This is a genomic window from Mesorhizobium sp. M0340 (assembly GCF_040321535.1).
Taxonomy (GTDB): domain Bacteria; phylum Pseudomonadota; class Alphaproteobacteria; order Rhizobiales; family Rhizobiaceae; genus Mesorhizobium.
On sequence record NZ_JAMYRR010000014.1, the window covers coordinates 20,615 to 37,446 of the forward strand.

Below are 16,832 nucleotides of genomic sequence, written 5' to 3' on the forward strand. Positions count from 1 at the left end.
GGTGACTGAAGATCGCGCCCGTTACAGCCCTTCTGTGGATGGGTACGAAAGAACGCTCGCAGTCCATGAACATCGCACTTACGCACCTTCAGCGGCTTGAGGCCGAATCCATCCATATTTTTCGCGAGGTGGCCGCGGCCTTTGCCAAGCCGGTCATGCTCTATTCGGTCGGCAAGGATTCGTCCGTGCTCATGCACCTGGCGATGAAGGCATTCTATCCGGCCAAGCCGCCCTTTCCGTTTCTCCATGTCGACACGACCTGGAAATTCCGCGAGATGATCGCCTTTCGCGACCAGATGCAGCAAAAGCTCGGCTTCGACCTCCTGGTCCATGTCAATGAAGACGGCGTGCGCGACAACATCAACCCGTTCGACCATGGCTCCAACACCCACACGCATGTGATGAAGACGGTGGCGCTGCGGCAGGCGCTCGACAAATACGGGTTCGATGCAGCTTTCGGCGGTGCCCGCCGCGACGAGGAGAAGTCGCGGGCCAAGGAGCGCATCTTCTCGTTCCGCAACGCCCAGCATGCCTGGGATCCGAAGAACCAGCGGCCGGAGATGTGGAAGATTTTCAACACCCGCATCGCTGCCGGTGAATCGATCCGGGTGTTCCCGTTGTCGAACTGGACCGAGCTCGACATCTGGCAGTACATTCTCCAAGAAGCCATCCCGATCGTGCCGCTGTATCTGGCCAAGGAGCGGCCGGTCGTCGAACGTGATGGCATGCTTATCCTTAGGGATGATGAGCGCATGCAGCTGCGGCCCGGCGAAACAGTGGAGAACCGGATGGTGCGGTTCCGCACGCTCGGCTGCTATCCGCTGACCGGCGCGATCGACTCGGACGCCGACACTCTGGAGGCGATAGTCGGCGAAATGCTCACTGCGCGCACGTCCGAGCGGCAAGGTCGCCTGATCGACCGCGACGAAGCCGGCTCGATGGAAAAGAAGAAGCGCGAGGGGTATTTCTGAGTATGCGCCACATCATGGCCAAGAGCCTCGCCCCAACCGACGGCGTCCGCGAGTATCTGGCGGCACAGGAACGAAAGTCGCTGCTGCGGTTCCTGACCTGCGGCTCTGTCGATGACGGCAAGTCGACGCTGATCGGGCGCCTGCTTTCCGACACCAAGCAGATTTTCGAGGATCAGCTGGCCACGCTCGAGCGCGATTCACGCAAGCACGGCACCACCGGCGACGACGTCGACTTCGCGCTGCTGGTCGACGGCCTCGAGGCCGAGCGCGAGCAAGGCATCACTATCGACGTCGCCTATCGCTTCTTCGCCACGCCAAAGCGCAAGTTTATCGTCGCCGACACGCCTGGCCACGAACAATACACGCGTAACATGGCGACGGGTGCCTCGACGGCGGATCTCGCCATCGTGCTGATCGATGCCCGCCAGGGCGTACTGCGTCAGACCCGCCGACATTCGATCATTGCCTCGCTGCTTGGCATCCGCCACATCGTGCTCGCCGTCAATAAGATCGATCTTGTCGGCTTCGACGAAGCAGTTTTTGAACGGATCGTCGCTGATTACGGGCAGTTCTCACGTGAACTCGGCTTCCAGACGATCGTGCCCATTCCGATGTCGGCCCGTTATGGCGACAACGTTACCGGCCGTTCCGACAGGACGGACTGGTATTCCGGCCCGACGCTGATCGAACATCTCGAAACCGTCTCGGTTGACGAGGCCGCGGTCGAACTGCCGTTCCGGTTTCCCGTCCAATATGTGAACCGTCCCAATCTCGATTTCCGCGGTTTCGCCGGCACCATCGCCTCCGGCTCGGTTGCGCCGGGCGACGAGGTGGTCGTCGCCAAATCCGGCAAATCCTCCCGTGTCAGGCGCATCGTCTCGCATGGCGGCGACCTTCAACAGGCTGTCGCCGGCCAGGCCATCACCCTTGTCCTCGACGACGAGGTCGAGGTCTCTCGCGGCAATATGCTGGTTTCGCCGGCAGCGCGGCCGCAGGTCGCCGACCAGTTCGCCGCCAAGATCGTCTGGTTCGATGAACACGCGCTGCTGCCCGGCCGCTCCTACATCCTGCGCACCGAGACCGACCAGACCAGCGCCACCGTCACCGACCTGAAATACCGCGTCAACGTCAACGACTTTGCCCATGAAGCGGCCAAGTCGCTTGAAATGAACGAAGTCGGGATCTGCAACATCTCGACGCGGTCGCCGATCGCCTTCGATCCGTTTGCCGAAAACCGCACCACCGGCGCCTTCATCCTGATCGACCGCATCACCAATGCCACGGTCGGTGCCGGCATGATCCTGCATTCGCTGCGCCGCGCCGAAAACATCCACTGGCAGTCGCTCGATGTCGGCAAGCGCGCGCGTGCCGATATGAAGAACCAGCGGCCGGCGGTGTTCTGGTTCACCGGGCTTTCGGGTTCGGGCAAATCGACCATCGCCAATCTGTTCGAAAAGAAGCTCTTCGCCACCGGGCGCCACACCTACATTCTGGATGGCGACAACGTACGTCACGGCCTCAACCGCGATCTCGGTTTCACCGATGCCGATCGTGTCGAAAACATTCGCCGCGTCGCAGAAGTCGCGCGCCTGATGGCCGACGCCGGACTGATCGTCATAGTCTCGTTCATATCGCCGTTCAGCGCGGAGCGGCGCATGGCGCGCGAATTGATGGCCGACGGCGAATTCATCGAGGTCTTCGTCGACACACCCTTCGAGGAATGTGCCAGGCGCGATCCGAAGGGCCTTTATGCGCGGGCGTTGAACGGCGAAATCAAGAATTTCACCGGCGTCGATTCACCGTATGAGGTGCCGGAAAAACCCGAAATTCATCTCAAGACACTCGGCAAATCGGCCGAGGAGATGGTGGACGCCCTGGAACACTGGCTGGACGAGCGGGACATTGCCGAAGACCAATATGACAGCGGCGGCGGTATCTGACGACGAAGCAATGCTCGCCGTCTTCGAGCACCTTGCCTTGGCGGCGGGACGCGAGGTGATGCGCGTCTTTCGTGCCGGCTGTGCGGTCGACAGCAAGTTGGACAGTTCGCCGGTGACGGAGGCTGACCGCGAGAGCGAGAAGATTATTCTTGCCGGGCTGCGCGCCGCATTTCCCGAGATTCCGTGCGTGGCCGAGGAAGAAGCTTCGGCCGGCATCATGGCACCGGATCTCGGCGACGCCTTCTTCCTGATCGATCCTCTCGACGGCACCAAGGAGTTCGTCAACCGCAGGACCGATTTCACTGTCAACATCGCGCTGGTTCGCCATGGCGTGCCGGAGATCGGCGTTGTCTTCGCGCCTTGCACCGGCCGCTTCTTTTCCGGCCGGCCGGGCAAAGCGGAAGCTATCGAGATCAATGACTATGAGATCGTCGATCGCCAGTTGATTTCGGCGAGGGCCGGTATGGTGCCGCTGACCGTCGTTGCCAGCCGGTCCCACAACACGCCGGAAACCGACGCCTATATCCGCGCGCTTGGCGCGGCCGAAATCGTCTCAGTCGGCTCATCGCTGAAATTCTGCCTCCTCGCCGGCGCCGAGGCGGACGTCTATCCGCGCTTCGGCCGCACCATGGAATGGGACACTGCCGCGGGTGACGCGGTGCTACGCGCTGCCGGCGGCATGACGCGCACGCTGGATGGTGCGCCGCTCGCCTACGGCAAGCGCAACCAGAGCGACGACGAGGATTTCGCCAACCCGCATTTTATCGCCAGCGGCAAGGCTGCTGGGCCTGCCTAGACGATGACTGCGCAGTTCCCAGACCCGAACGAAAGTGCGAGTGTTACAAGTGAGTTATGGAAGCCACCTCAGACATTGCTCGAGATCTGTAAGCACACTGGGACGATCCCTATTCAGCCTGGCGTGGCCGATTCGCTTCGTGTCTGGTCGATGCTGCGGGGCCTTCACACGGTGTCTCCAAATTGCTCTATACCGATACACTTGAACGGCTATACGAGCGAGTGATGGCGTTCCACATCAAGAATCCCAAGACCGACGCGCTGGCCCGCCAGGTCGCCGCGCTTAAGAGGACTGGTCTGACGGGCGCCGTCCACGCCGCGCTGAAGCATGAGCTTGAGCGCGAACAGGCTAGACCGTCCCTGGTGGAAATCGGCCTCAGGTTCTGCCGTGATCTGCGAGCCCGGGGCAAGCCTGATCACGGTAGGCCCGCCGACAAGGCGTTTCGCGACAGCCTGTACGAGAATGACTGATGTTCATCGACGCCTCGTCCTGACGGCGCTGATGACCAAGAGGAGCGCGGACTCCTTGCACGCATGCAGCAGACCAGAAAGCGGCTGACGTCGCCACTTGCGGTATGGGAGGCTGCAATCGCGGTCGCGAGAGTCTTGGACTTGGCAATCAGCGAGGCGGCTGAGGCCGTCGAAAGCTATCTGTCATTGATGGAGATTGACGCTATCTGTCATTGATGGAGATTGACATGGTCGCGTTGCCACTGACACGGCTCGACTCGCGATTGATGCTTTCGATCGCTTCGGCAAGGGCCGGCACCCGGCGCGGCTGAATTTTGGTGACTGCTTCGCCTATGCTTGTGCCCGGCATTTTGACCAGCCATTAATGTTCAAAGGCGCCGACTTTCCGCAGACCGACATCGAGGCTGCGTGAGTGGCACAGTCTCGCGACGCAGGGCGCAAGCGTCGCTCACCGGCTTGTCGCGCTCCCCATTAGTACGACGGTTTAGCCGACTGTCACGAAACAATGCCAGGTTGCCCGTTCCACGGTCCAGATTGCATCACGGTTCAAGAACCTAAAATGCGGCGGGCTTGCTTCGGATGGATAAGGCCAGGAGCGCCTCCGAAAGTCGTTTCTTCGCCCGCTCGACCGCGTTCTCGTCGATTGCCTCAACATCAAGGAACAAGTCGAGGCCAGTCGTGTGCTCGCTGATGACCTGAGGGCGTTGTGCGAGTTCACCCAGGAGGCCCTCGACCTCGTAGGGGACAACCTCCCGGCTGATCCCCTTCATGGCAATCGGTGCTAATGGACGCGCCCGGACAAGGTCGCGCACGAGCGCGTAAGTCTCATAGCTGAGGCAGATGCCGCCGGGCTCGGCAATCGACTGCAGACGGGCCGCCAAGTTCGCCTCAGCTCCAATGATCGTGTAGTCCATCCGATCATCGGAACCGAAGTTCCCAACATTGCAATAGCCTGTGTTGATGCCCATGCGAGCTCGGAAGGGCCGTTCAACTCCGCGGTCATGCCACACTCTGTTCAACTGCTCCAGCCGACGCTGCATGTCGACAGCCATGCGCAAGCAGGCTCTCGCGTCTTCCTCGACACCTTGCGTCTCGGGGTCTCCGAAGAACACAAGAAGCGCGTCGCCGATGAACTTGTCGACGGTGCCGCCGTGTTTGAGCGCGATCGTTGACATCTCGGTGAAGTACTCGTTGAGGAGAAGCGTCAGGTCCTCGGGCTGGAGACGTTCCACGATCGCGGTGAAATCCTTGACGTCGGAGAAAAAGATCGTGAGCTTCTTGCGCTCGGTCGCGATGGTGACGTCCTTCTGGCCGCTGAAGATGCTTTTGTAAATTTGAGGCGAAAGGTATTTGGCGATCTTCAATGAGATCGCGGCCAGGAAGTCGTTTGCCTCCGAAAGCTCCTTGTTCATGCCTTGAATCAACGCGGACTGCCGACGCTGCAGGAGAATGAACGTCAGGCCCGCCGCCGCCGCGAAACCGAAATATAGAAGCAGATACTTGAAGGTCAGCACGTTCGCAGCAATAGGCTGATTGACTGATATCTCCTGGATCCCTCGGACATCCCCGACCTTCCAGTCCGTCTTGGGGCTATCCGGGTGTGAGTTATGGCAGGTCACGCAGACTTGTCCCATTATGACAGGGGCCGCGGCGCGGACCTGCCGGTCAAACAGTGAGCCCGAGACTTCGATGATTGGCTCCTTCGGGTTGGCGCGCAAAGCCAGGATTGCATCCCGCTCGAACGCATCGAGCTGGTGGGGCGCGCGACCTTTGAAAGGCAGATCCGAGACGAACCGATATTTGACCGAGCCGTCGTGAGCGCTGATGCGCTTGCCGAGTTCGATCGAGAGGGTTGCTGGAATAGGGATCGCACCTGGCACGTCCCGGTAGTTGTGCGTCGCAGTCACGGCGCCGTCTGCCTGCAACACGCGTCCCACGACGTCGCTGCCGTAGAATCCGCGCATTTCGTCGATGATCCGGCTGATTTCGCTGGCTTGCCTGCGCAGCATCCGTTCCGACAGGTCTCGGAGGTCGAGCCAGGCTGCAACGGGCAGACCGATAAGGCCGATGACCACTGCCGCCACCAGGAGCGGTCCCATGGTGCGCTGCTGACGCGCAATCTGTTCACCCAGTCCAGCCATTGTGCAAGCGCCCGGCCGTCTTAGTATGTGAACTATAGCTCATTCCCGGCACGGTACCAGAGTCAGTCTTGGCTCGATGAAAACACGTCAGCCCTGCAACGTCGGACCGACCTTGAGAGTTGGTGCTAAGCCCCGACGCTCACAGCGGATTTCGCTTTCTGGCGCTAGACGGCAGTGAATCAGTGAAGGGGATGTCGCGCATACGCTGGACGGTCAGCCGCTCGCCTGCAGCGCAACCGGAGCGACGACGAGGATTTCGCCAATCCGCATTTCATTGCCAGCGGCAAGGGCTGCCACGGCCGCTTAGCCACCATGATGAACTCGGATCCCATCCCGGCTCGTCTCCCCAAATCACGCCGTCGCGCATGCGACGCCTAGGTGAAACATTTATTTTCGGTCGAACCGTTGCGCGAGGAATAACCCTGCGGTGTGGATCGTGGCAGCGCTTTCGCGTGTTAAACTGCTTGCATGTAGATCGACACCGACAAGATCGACGATGCCGTTATGGGCCTGCTTTGGCTGACGCTGCATTGCGCCTGGAAGGGGTTGGATTGGAATGCCCTGGATCGCTTGCACCAGAAGGGGCTGATCGCGAATCCGGCAAACAAGGCGAAGTCAGTGGTTCTGACGGATGAAGGACTGCGGCGTGCTGAGGAGCTATTCCGAACCCTGTTCACTCGCCCGGCGCCCTGAGCCAGAGCGCTGGACGGGCGCCTGCGAGCTGATAGCGCACATGGCTGAAATTTTTCGACACCGGCGGCGCGCTGACCCCAGGCGGGACGGCGATGTTCTCGCCATGGCGGCCAGTCACCTACGCCAACGGGGGCATTTTGTCTGTCAAGGCAGTGGCAGATAACACCGCAGCCGCGACCCTCAAACGTCAACGGCATTGACGCGAAGTCCAGCCGCGAGCTGCTCTCCCGGCGAATCGGGCGTCCAACGCGCTGAGTTGCAGCCAGCAGCGGGTCTGTGCCGCCGCTGACACATGGGATGTTAGTGGGGCAGATTGCCACTCGCGATGCGAAATCTCTATGGCTGCGGATTTCCGAAGGCAGGTTTCTCAAGCACGAGCACATGACTACCAAGGGGCGATGTGTGAGTGCTCTTGACCTGGAACCCCTCGTCAGAAAGCGTTTCGATGAATTCGCCATCCGTTCCAGGCGGAACGCGGGCAACGACGTTTGAGGTGCGCCTCACAATATTGGAAAGCACCCTTCGCGCCTTGCCTGGGCCGATGTTGCGCTGCATGTGCTGATAGACGGCCAGCAGCAGAACGATATCGTATTTCGGTAGAAGGATATTGCCGAGGCGCCGGCTGCCAAGATTCAGGCGATCGAACCGGGCATGTACCGGGGAGCCGCTCAACAACATCTTTGCAGTCTCGATATGCGGTTTGGCAATGTCGATCCCATGGATCGAACTGGGTTTCAGCTTGGATATCTCATAGGCGACAACACCCATATTGCAGCCAACATCGAGAATGGATTTTCCGGCGTAGTCGACCTTTGCGGAGAATAGCCCGTCAAGTCTGTCGTCCCACGTTCCTGCAAAACCCCTTTTGAATCTTGACCACCACAAATCATCAGCTCCTTTGGAAGAGCCCCCTTGAGCGCCTCCTACCACGAGAGAATTAACGGTCGATACCCTTTCAACTGGAATTGATCCCATTGACGAACCAAGGCAGGGACGTGTGCGGCGGCGTCACAAGCCCATCACCTTGAGTGCCGCGGGAACCGCGTAGCGGCTGCCGTCATAGCGCAGCCGGTAGGTCCGCTTCACAGGCTTGCCGGGATGGGACCGGCATTCGCCATTCTGGTCGGGGGAGGGATTGTCGGTAGTCGACCGCTCGACCGCAATGATGTCTCGATAGCCGTGGTGGCGCGCCGGGCTCATCGCCAGGCTGACCTGGCTGGAATGAAAGGATCCGGCGCAACTGGCATCGCTATCGCCGCCAGAGCCGGCCACCACGAGGCCGTCGAGCACCAAGCGCAGCGCATCGCTGGCGACGGCATAGAGCCGCAGGTCGGTTTCAGTGAAGGGAGTAGCCTGCGAATGGTTTGCCATTTCGATGCGCAGGCCGAAGGCGGTGACCTCAGGGGCCAGTGCATAGCGGCCGGTGTCGAATTCCACCTTACGGATCGCGATGGCGTCATCGGTCATCAGTCCAGGCTGGAGCAGGCGCTGGCGCACCCGCAGGCTCTTTCTATCGACCACCAGTAGCTCGATGTCGCCGACATGCAGGTGGTCGCCGTTAGCACTGTCGATCAGCGGTACCGCGACCAAAAGCAGGTCGTCATGAGCCGGCCAGATCTTGCAGACCAGGCCGAATGGCGCATCGCTGGCCGGGAGCGTTGAGGCGATGCTCGTATGGGGTACAAGCGTGAACGAGGTGCCGTCGGCGCTCTTTTGGGCCTTGGGATAGGCCTGCCGCACTAGGGCGGCGGCATCGCCGCAATCGCCGGCCGTTGCCCGGGCGGGCGACAGGCTGGCGAGGGCGGCGCCGAGCAACAGAACAGGCAACACTATTCGCATGGAGTTCTCGCGTCGCAGGGCCGGGTTCGGCCAGGCCCTTCTATGCGAGATTGGTGGCGGCGCACAGTGTGTAGGCAAGTGACGGCTAGCTCCACCCGCTGCGTCAGGACCATAGGTATCCTGGAACGTTTAAAGTCCGAGCTCGCTTAGGGACGGTGATCATGAGAACGCCGCCCGAGCGGCCAATTTTTGCCAATGCTGTTCGAGCTACCTGAAACAGATACTGACAAAGTGATCTCGATTGCCTTGTCGCGCTCCGATTAGATAAAGAAGCGCTCCGACAAGAAACCGCTCCAAAACCGGACCTCGCCGATCCGTCAAGCGCACCTTCTAGGGAGTACATTCCAAAATTAACTCGGCATGACCTCCGTTTCTGGCCCCTGAGCCGGGCGCGTTGGCTGTCGCGCGGTATTGAAGCAGAACCAATGCCGCGCCTGCTTCGGCTTTCCGAAACCCCAGCCTGACTTTCCTTGAGACTTGGCAGCACGGCGCGTTCAATCGCAACCGTGCTGCCTTCAATGTGCAGCCAGTCCAATCATCCGGTGAGCTTGTAAACGCCGGCAGCCTTTTTGGCAGCTGCGAGCACCGCATTCATGTCGAGTTCTTCGAGGACAACGAGGTCCTTTATCCAGCCGTTTGACCGCACCGCCAGTGCTAGGTCCATCCCATCGGCCTGGTCCGGAACCTCAGCATTGATGACAATATCATAGGCGCCGCGAGTAAACATCAAACGGGACACCTTGCCACCAACGCTTTCCAAAACCGCCTTGATTGCAGCTTCTCGGTCTGAGCCTTGTATCAGTCCCTTGTAGGCATGGGGCGGATAGTTTCCCAGGATCGTCACTTTCATGGGTATTCCTCCCGATCTTGTACTGGTTTCGTTATTGATCGTTTGACCAACACGGGGCAACAGTTGGGTCAGCCGTAGCCCTGCATCGCAACGCTCTTGCTCGTATCCAAAGCTGGCAGCGGGAAAGGTTCGACGTGCCCTGCGGTCTTGTCCAAATATTGCATCAGGGCCGTCACGAGGTGGTAGAAAATGCTCGCGGGAACCTCCGTTGCTAGTGACCTTCCGCGCTCGTCAATCCGGTCGATCCACAAGCCAAGCGGTGCGGGATCGATATGCCATTTGAAGAGGCGGGCGACACGAGCTTCGATCTCGGGTTTCAGATCAGGCCCGCCGATGCCGTCCAGGGCGACGGCCGCTTTGACGGCTTCGCATTGCGGCCAGCTGCGGGAGAGCCGGTCGAAGGGAATTCCCTGCCGCGACACGGCTGCATAAGCCAAGCCTGTGGCCCGGTTCAATCCGCTGGCGATCGCCGACGAATAGAGCTTCCTGGCGTAGGCTGCCAAGTCTTTCTGCCCGCTTGCCCGCGCGAACTCGACGAGGAGCGAAGCCCATTCGAAATGGTGCCCTGGTTCGGTCCACTGCCCCTCGTCTCCCGGCAACGGTAGCCAGTCGACGTCGAAATGTTCCCCAAGCGTCCAGCTCTCCTGGTCGAAGAAATGGCACCGGAAGAGATCGACGACGCGTGCCGCCCGACGGAGATATGCACGCTCGCCGGTGACGCCATGCCAGGCAAGGAAGGATTCCAGCATGTGCATGTGCGGGTTCGAGAACCGCACCCCCTTCCAGCCGGGGGTCTCGAGGAAGCCGTTCAGGCTGACGTCCTCGAGATGGGTGTCGATGAAATTGAACGTCTCTTGTGCCAGCTGCAGGGCATCCTGATGGCCGCATCGGTGAGCATGGGCAAGCGCCAGGAGCACGCAGGAATGGTCGTAGGCGTCCTCCGTCGGGTCAGCCACGCTGCCGTCGGAATTAAGGGTGCGCACCCAGCCACCGCGATTGGTGCGGCCGTGTCTTGCGATGAACTCGATGCCATGGTCGATGAGCTTGTCGGCCGGTCCAACCCAGCCGCGTTCTTTGGCCACCGCGAACGCGTAAATCTGGCGAGCCATCGTGCGCATGCGCTTGGGTTTGCCCAGCGGCCTTGCATCGAAACCGAGCGCCTCGTGGAAGCCGCCATACGTATCGTCGACACCTGCAGTGGACCACAACGGCAGGGTTTCGTTGAAGAGCCAATGTTCGACCCGCTTGCGCCATGATCCGCTGATGATGACCCGGTCGTCCGACCCCGTGAACTTCGTTTCAAGGCGTCCGCTCTTCTCGAGTTGTTCGACGACCTTCTTCACGTTCTGGCTGTGGCTGACAGGCGCGACGAATACCGCGTCCGGTGTCGTCACCACCGCCACATGCTTCATTCCAATGACTGTCAGCAGTCTGCCCTGGCTCCGGAGATAGGAGTTGCCGCAATCCATGGCGACAACGTCCCCCACTACGACATTGCCGTCGCGGTCCGTCGGGCTGGCTTCGAGCAGCGATTGCCAGGATCCAAGGTCGTTCCAGCGGAAGGAAGCCGTAACCATCGCAATATTGCGTGCATGCTCCATGACTGCGTAGTCGATCGACGTTGACGGGACAGCCGAATAGAAGCCCTGGGGCAGGTAGATGCCCAAGACGTCGGTCCGTGCAGCCTTATAGGCCCGTTTCGCGGTGTCCCAGATGTCTGGCCGGAAGTCGAGAAATGCCTTTCGCATCGTGTCGGCACGAAACAGGAAGATGCCGGCGTTCCAGTAGAATCTTCCCGAAGCCACATATTCGCGGGCCGTCTCGGCATTGGGCTTTTCGACAAAGTGTGAAACGGTGGCCACTCTGTCACCAGTTGCCGCAATCTCGATGTAACCGTACCCGGTTTCGGGATGGGTCGGCTTGATGCCGAATACGACAGTGCTTCCTGAATCGGCGGCAGGGATGCCCGCCTCGACGGTTTCCCAGAATTGCGTTTCGGTCGATATATGATGGTCGGAGGGGACCACGAGCACAAGCGCGTCCCCGCCATATTCGGAGATCGTGTGCAAGGTGGCTATGGCCACCGCAGCGGCGGTATTGCGGCCGACGGGTTCGAAAATCGGGCTGCCGCCGTTCAGGCCGAGCGGACCGATGTCCGAGATAACGCGGTCGGCATGCCGTTCGGAGGCTATCAGATAGATCGGCGTCTCGCCGTCCGACCGCGCCTTGAGGCGTCGGACAGTCTTCGCGAGCATGGAGCCGTCGCCGGAAAGGTCGTGAAATTGCTTGGGATTGTCTTCGCGCGACAGCGGCCACAGCCGTGACCCGATGCCCCCGCTCATGACAAAACTTACGATCCGCCCCCGCATGGTCCAGTCCTCTCAAAATGTCTGGTTGTAAGCTCCGACCTCTGATTGCGGCGCCGCACGGCATCGAGAGCCCCGAACATCTCGCGACGTCGCTTCCGGCGAAACTGGCCTCCCACGACGACAATTTCCGGCTTGTTCAACAAGCCCCTGACCAGAGTCCACGTGCCGTCTGGGTAACGACACGCCCCCATTCACGGGGACGAGATTGGCCGGCGCCTGGCCGGCGAACTCGATCCCGTCTTGCGTGAATTCCTCGGCAACTATCGCGACAACGCCGTATTTTACCTCGTCTGGGGAGTGGGGCGACATTGTCCGGATGCTGAAGGTCCGCGGCAGATCGCGGTAAAGGTCCGCGAGTGTCTTGCCCAAGCTGCAGTCGGGCATCTCGCAAACGGCTATCGCCGTGGACAGCCGTCGACCTAGCCGCGCCCGATCGGCGGCTTGAGGGAGAAATGCCCCGACTTGTCGAAGCCAGCTATGGCATCGACGAGTTTGGCAACGCGCCCCTTGATGGCGGCTACGGAAGTAGTGACCAGTGCTGGTGTAGGAAACTTCACCTATTCGGCCGATCAAGGTGCGAAGCTCCATGCCCATCGCATGCACGCCCACTAGGTTGAGTTCGGGCTTTTTCTCCCGGTCTGGATGGCCGAACCACCTGCGCGCGTTGTAGTCCCGAAAGTCAGTGGCTTTGATGAGAGCACTGCTTTCAAAGACGAATGTGTTCGGCCTAGCTTGGCCGAGTATGTCCAGAGGCACGGTTTTGATCCGCTATTGCGCGCACAGTTCTAGCACGCAGCCCGGCGCAGGCCTCTTCAGGAATTGGAGTAGTCCTAAAACGCTGGTTGGCGCCGCCTGATCCAATAGGAGTATGCCCGCCGAGGCCGAAAGAAGGTCTAATGCAAGCATGCCATTTGCATTCGCCAAGATGCGTCTGCTCGGGCGCCAACAACAAGGATGGTGCAAGATGCCGCTGACCGCATTCAGGTTTCCCTTCCCGACAATGTCGAAGAAAGGTGTTTGGACTTTGGCCGCCTGGCTCAGCTTTTTAAAGACATTCTGGTGGAGAGCTATTCGCCGAACTCCGCCCGTCCGGAGAAAGGATGATGGACTGTGCCGCGTTCGTATTGAAGGGCGATAGGAACACGGCGAAACCCCGACCGCATGTACACGACCATCAACGCCCTCACGCGGAACGGTCCGCGGACGGCAGGTCAGCAGGTGTCATTCGTCGACAGGACGAGAGTTTTTCGGGCCGATATCTACGACTATGATCTCCGGCGACACGCCGAAGCGCACCGGCAGCCACGATACGCCCAAGCCCCCGGATACGATCATGTGCCGCCCACCCTCGACGACATGCCCATAGGCGAAGCGCTGTCCGTAGGCTGAATTGCTGATGAGGGGGCCGATGAATGGCAAGCGCACCTGTCCGCCATGTGTATGGCCGCATAACGTCAGGCAGACACGGTCAGGGACAGTAATGAAGATGTCCGGTTCATGCGCAAGGAGCAATATCGGATTGCCGTCGTCGGGTATTGCGGCCATTGTTCCAGGCAGATCGTCGACGCCCTTGTACACGCCGCGAGAAAACTGCATGGCCCACTGGTCGCCAAGACCCGCGAGCCAGAATGCTGGGCCATCCTGCTGACGGATAAGCGTGGCGGTGTTCTCGAGGACCGGAATGCCATTGTCGACCAGGGCTGCGCGGACGCTATCGACACCGTGCCACCAGTCGTGGTTGCCGAGAATGGCGTGGCAGCCGAGTGGCGCGGTAAGTTTCGAAAGTGAATTGCCCCAAACGGTGTCGGGGACGATCCCAGTGGCATAGCGCGGCGACACGCCCATCACATAGTCGCCAAGGAGAAGGATGATGTCGGGCTGCAGGCTATTCGAAACACCGACGATCTCGTCGATCCTGGAAACCGGCATCCAAGGCTCGCAGGCGTGGATGTCAGCGACCACGACGATGCGCAGGGGCTTGGCAGTCGTCGGCCAGCGAGGCGGAAGGAGCTTGTAGCGAGTGACACGCAGTCGAAACCGAGGCTCAATCTCGATGGCATAACTTGCCAGACCGAAAGCCGCGAGGGACACGGCGCCAAAGAGCTTCAGGAATGACCGCCGCGACGTCAGCACTTGTATTCCCCAGCAAAACGAGATCGGCTTAGAGATCGCCACGAATTCAGCTGCGGCAGCCTGAACCCCCTCAACCGCGTGAGAGCTTCCCAGGGTGAATAGTTTCCCAAATCGGCGTCACCTGCAAGCATTGGTCTTTATTGCGCAGGGGAGGGAGCTCGGGCTAGACTAGGACCCGTCAACTGCTCCGATTGGCCACTGATCTCGAGCAGATGGTGTAGTTCCATTACGGATGAATGCGTCGCCTTGGATGGCGAGCGCCTCCATCTCGGCATCGTTCACTTGATCGCTTTTTTCGTCGGTCACGGAATAGACCGTGCGCCCAACTTCGGGCCCGTTGGTTGTCGTGACTGCGATCAGCTCGACCGGGGCCACGCGATCGAGGCGGGCGCCGTCCGCGCAGGTTTGCGTGATGCGGCAGAACAGGGGCGTTCGATGTTGCTCCACGTCGACGTACCCGTCGGATGGTGATGCAATGTGGAGCGCGAGGTTTGTCTCGCGAGCGAGTTGTTGCAGTTCGACCTTCCACAACCGGATTTGGTCACCCGGCTTCGAGCCGACCGCTTTCCGCCTTTGACGTATCGCATGCTTCGGCTGCGCCTCAACAAGATTGCGGCGCTCTCGAGTTGAACCGGAGGGCAAACTTTCGTCGGCTGCAAACCGGCTTCTTACCGCTCTCGCAGTGTTTCCTGCTTGTATCGCATCAGTGGCGAGGGAAAGTAGCCGATGATGCTGCGCGTGCCAGTCTGGGATGTTCATTCGGAGCCGAAGCTTGGTAGCTCCAGTCTCCTCGGTTCGGTCCGAATGGACAACCTACAGAAAGCTCACAACTGGAGTCTGTTGTTCCATCCCGATGGTATCGGGATGGAACCCCATCTCTTTCAGAGCGGATTTTCTCCGAAACCGGGCTCCCGCCTTTTGCTCCGCCGACTTCGGTTCGGGATCATGGCTTCGAGGTCCTGTTTGTCCAGTCCTTGTTTGGCCAGGGCAGCCCGCGCTCCCTCAGGTCACATAGAATGAGGCTGCGGCGAGCGAGAGATGTGGGGAAAGGGTGGCGAACTGTATTTGAGATGCGCCGCCGGCCCCGTCACTGTCGAACGAGAGCGCCCCAGTTTCACTGTTGTAGATGATATGATCGGAACTGTCATGCGCGGCTGCACCAACAAAGAAGGCTTTGGATGGAAGCCCGCCCGGCTGAAGCCCGGCAAAAACGGTATCGCTGAGATGGAACGTGTCCTGGGAGCGTTTGAAGTCGGTGATCTTATCGACATTGCCGGCTCCAAGAGCAGTATTGAACGAGAAGGCATCGTGGCCTCCGTAACCGGTCAAGACATCGGCGCCGAGCCCGCCGTTGATGACATTGTTGCCGGCATTGCCCTGGATGGTCTGGGCGAACTCGTTGCCGGTGAGGGTCATCGCCTTCGTGTCGGACGGGTTGTTTGTGGCGAGATGCTCGATCTCCGAGCCGGCCGAAAGCGCATAGCTCACCGAGGCGATCACACTGTCGTTGCCGCCGCCCACTGCCTCAACCACTTTCTCGTTGGCATTGTCGACATAGTAAGTGTCGTTGCCGCCATAGCCGATCATCGTGTGGCCACTGGTTCCATGCAATACATCGGCGCCGCTGGTGCCGTACAAGGTGCCATCGCTGGTGCTGCCGGAAGTTGGGATAGACCCGGTCTCGGTCCCCGTCGTGCCAGTGGTTGGGGGAGTGACGTTCGCGCCCGTGACAGTGTCGCCGCTACCTGTTTTTTGATAGAGCTGCACCTCGTCGATCTGCATCTGCATTGACGATGGGGTCGAGCTGTCGAGAGCCGAATGCCATCCAGTCGCGTTCGAATTCGCGACCCCATTGTTCATCATCAATTCCATCGGTTCATCCGGGATCACTGCCTGTGCGCTGGTCACTTGCGCCATCTGCTTCCCGTCCAGATACCAGGTGATCGATTCACCGGGCACCCAGTTGATGCCGTACGTGTGGAAGCCCGCTGTGAGGTCGACGCCGCTGTCCACGACGCCACCGGTCGTCCCTGACGGCCCGTGGAGGTGCCAGGCGAAATTGTGGTCTGTGGGCCCCGAACCGGTAAATCCACCCTCCTGTATATCGATCTCGAAATTGTCGCCGCTGCTGCCCGCGCCTTGGCCGGGCATCATCCAGAGGCCGGGCCATGCGCCGTCGCCACTCGGCGCCTGCATGCTGATCTGAAGGTAACCGCCGTTGAATTCGAAGTTGCCGTAGCTGCTGACAGCGCCCGACGTGATCGGGAATGTTTGCTCCGTCCCCTGATTCATGCCGCTGATGGGCTGTTGGATCGCCGTGAGATCCAAGGTCCCGTTGCTCACGGACACTTGGCTCGGCATATCATAGTCGGCATTATATGGGCCGCCCGGCGTACTTCCTCCCGACCCGTTGGTATTCCATGGCCAACCGTTGGCGGCATTGCTGGTGATGTAGGTGTGCCAATTGCTGTCGAGCGCCGTACCGGAGAAGTCCTCCTCGTAGACCAAGTCGCTAGAGGCAAAGCCTGCAGGTGTGGAAAGTGCCATTCGGTGATCCTCTTTGAGGTGAAAACAGGGATTTCTACGGCCGCGCATCGCCGAGGCGCGCGACATGAGCATGCTCGCAGCTA

Annotated in this window: 14 protein-coding genes; 5 read left to right on the forward strand and 9 right to left on the reverse strand. The window is 60.2% G+C overall.

Annotation, left to right across the window (positions count from 1 at the left end; all coding sequences use genetic code 11):
• Positions 1-65 precede the first annotated feature (65 nt).
• From cysD to NKI79_RS20045, 4 genes are all read left to right on the forward strand, one after another.
• On the forward strand, positions 66-971 hold the full coding sequence (gene cysD / locus NKI79_RS20030; protein WP_352803678.1) for a sulfate adenylyltransferase subunit CysD: 906 nt from the start codon (positions 66-68) through the stop codon (positions 969-971).
• A 2-nt stretch (positions 972-973) separates the two neighbouring features.
• A complete protein-coding gene (gene cysN, locus NKI79_RS20035; RefSeq protein WP_352803681.1) occupies positions 974-2,911 on the forward strand; it encodes a sulfate adenylyltransferase subunit CysN in 1,938 nt (645 codons plus the stop codon).
• A 10-nt stretch (positions 2,912-2,921) separates the two neighbouring features.
• Positions 2,922-3,707 (forward strand): 3'(2'),5'-bisphosphate nucleotidase CysQ, encoded by a 786-nt coding sequence (gene cysQ / locus NKI79_RS20040; protein WP_352803933.1) that lies wholly within the window; start codon positions 2,922-2,924, stop codon positions 3,705-3,707.
• A 224-nt stretch (positions 3,708-3,931) separates the two neighbouring features.
• Positions 3,932-4,177, forward strand: coding sequence for a type II toxin-antitoxin system VapB family antitoxin (locus tag NKI79_RS20045; RefSeq protein ID WP_352646186.1), 246 nt, complete (start codon positions 3,932-3,934; stop codon positions 4,175-4,177).
• A 554-nt stretch (positions 4,178-4,731) separates the two neighbouring features.
• On the opposite strand, the gene NKI79_RS20055 is transcribed toward NKI79_RS20045, so the two are convergent.
• Positions 4,732-6,318 carry an adenylate/guanylate cyclase domain-containing protein gene (locus NKI79_RS20055; protein ID WP_352478518.1) on the reverse strand — a complete coding sequence of 529 codons (1,587 nt, stop codon included), beginning with the start codon at positions 6,316-6,318 and terminating at the stop codon, positions 4,732-4,734.
• A 474-nt stretch (positions 6,319-6,792) separates the two neighbouring features.
• On the opposite strand from NKI79_RS20055, the gene NKI79_RS20060 reads away from it, so the two are divergent.
• Entirely contained in the window at positions 6,793-7,011 is a 219-nt protein-coding gene (locus NKI79_RS20060; RefSeq protein ID WP_502909836.1) for a DUF6429 family protein, read from the forward strand.
• A 336-nt stretch (positions 7,012-7,347) separates the two neighbouring features.
• On the opposite strand, the gene NKI79_RS20065 is transcribed toward NKI79_RS20060, so the two are convergent.
• The 8 genes from NKI79_RS20065 to NKI79_RS20100 all read right to left on the reverse strand — a co-directional run bounded on the left by NKI79_RS20065 (position 7,348) and on the right by NKI79_RS20100 (position 16,749).
• Positions 7,348-7,986: a class I SAM-dependent methyltransferase gene (locus NKI79_RS20065; RefSeq protein WP_352803688.1), complete on the reverse strand. Its 639-nt coding sequence runs from the start codon at positions 7,984-7,986 to the stop codon at positions 7,348-7,350.
• Between the two features lie 33 nt (positions 7,987-8,019).
• Positions 8,020-8,850, reverse strand: coding sequence for a PA3715 family protein (locus tag NKI79_RS20070; RefSeq protein WP_352803690.1), 831 nt, complete (start codon positions 8,848-8,850; stop codon positions 8,020-8,022).
• Positions 8,851-9,385: 535 nt separating this feature from the next.
• Positions 9,386-9,700 carry a GYD domain-containing protein gene (locus tag NKI79_RS20075; protein WP_352803693.1) on the reverse strand — a complete coding sequence of 105 codons (315 nt, stop codon included), beginning with the start codon at positions 9,698-9,700 and terminating at the stop codon, positions 9,386-9,388.
• Positions 9,701-9,768: 68 nt separating this feature from the next.
• Positions 9,769-12,069: an AGE family epimerase/isomerase gene (locus NKI79_RS20080; protein WP_352803696.1), complete on the reverse strand. Its 2,301-nt coding sequence runs from the start codon at positions 12,067-12,069 to the stop codon at positions 9,769-9,771.
• 419 nt (positions 12,070-12,488) lie between these two features.
• A complete protein-coding gene (locus NKI79_RS20085; RefSeq protein ID WP_352803697.1) occupies positions 12,489-12,626 on the reverse strand; it encodes a hypothetical protein in 138 nt (45 codons plus the stop codon).
• 664 nt (positions 12,627-13,290) lie between these two features.
• The gene (locus NKI79_RS20090; RefSeq protein ID WP_352803699.1) at positions 13,291-14,244 is read right to left on the reverse strand and encodes a metallophosphoesterase; all 954 of its coding nucleotides are present in this window, start codon (positions 14,242-14,244) and stop codon (positions 13,291-13,293) included.
• Positions 14,245-14,370: 126 nt separating this feature from the next.
• Positions 14,371-14,961: an ISAzo13-like element transposase-related protein gene (locus NKI79_RS20095; RefSeq protein WP_352803702.1), complete on the reverse strand. Its 591-nt coding sequence runs from the start codon at positions 14,959-14,961 to the stop codon at positions 14,371-14,373.
• A 243-nt stretch (positions 14,962-15,204) separates the two neighbouring features.
• Entirely contained in the window at positions 15,205-16,749 is a 1,545-nt protein-coding gene (locus NKI79_RS20100) for a family 16 glycosylhydrolase (protein WP_352803703.1), read from the reverse strand.
• Positions 16,750-16,832 lie beyond the last annotated feature (83 nt).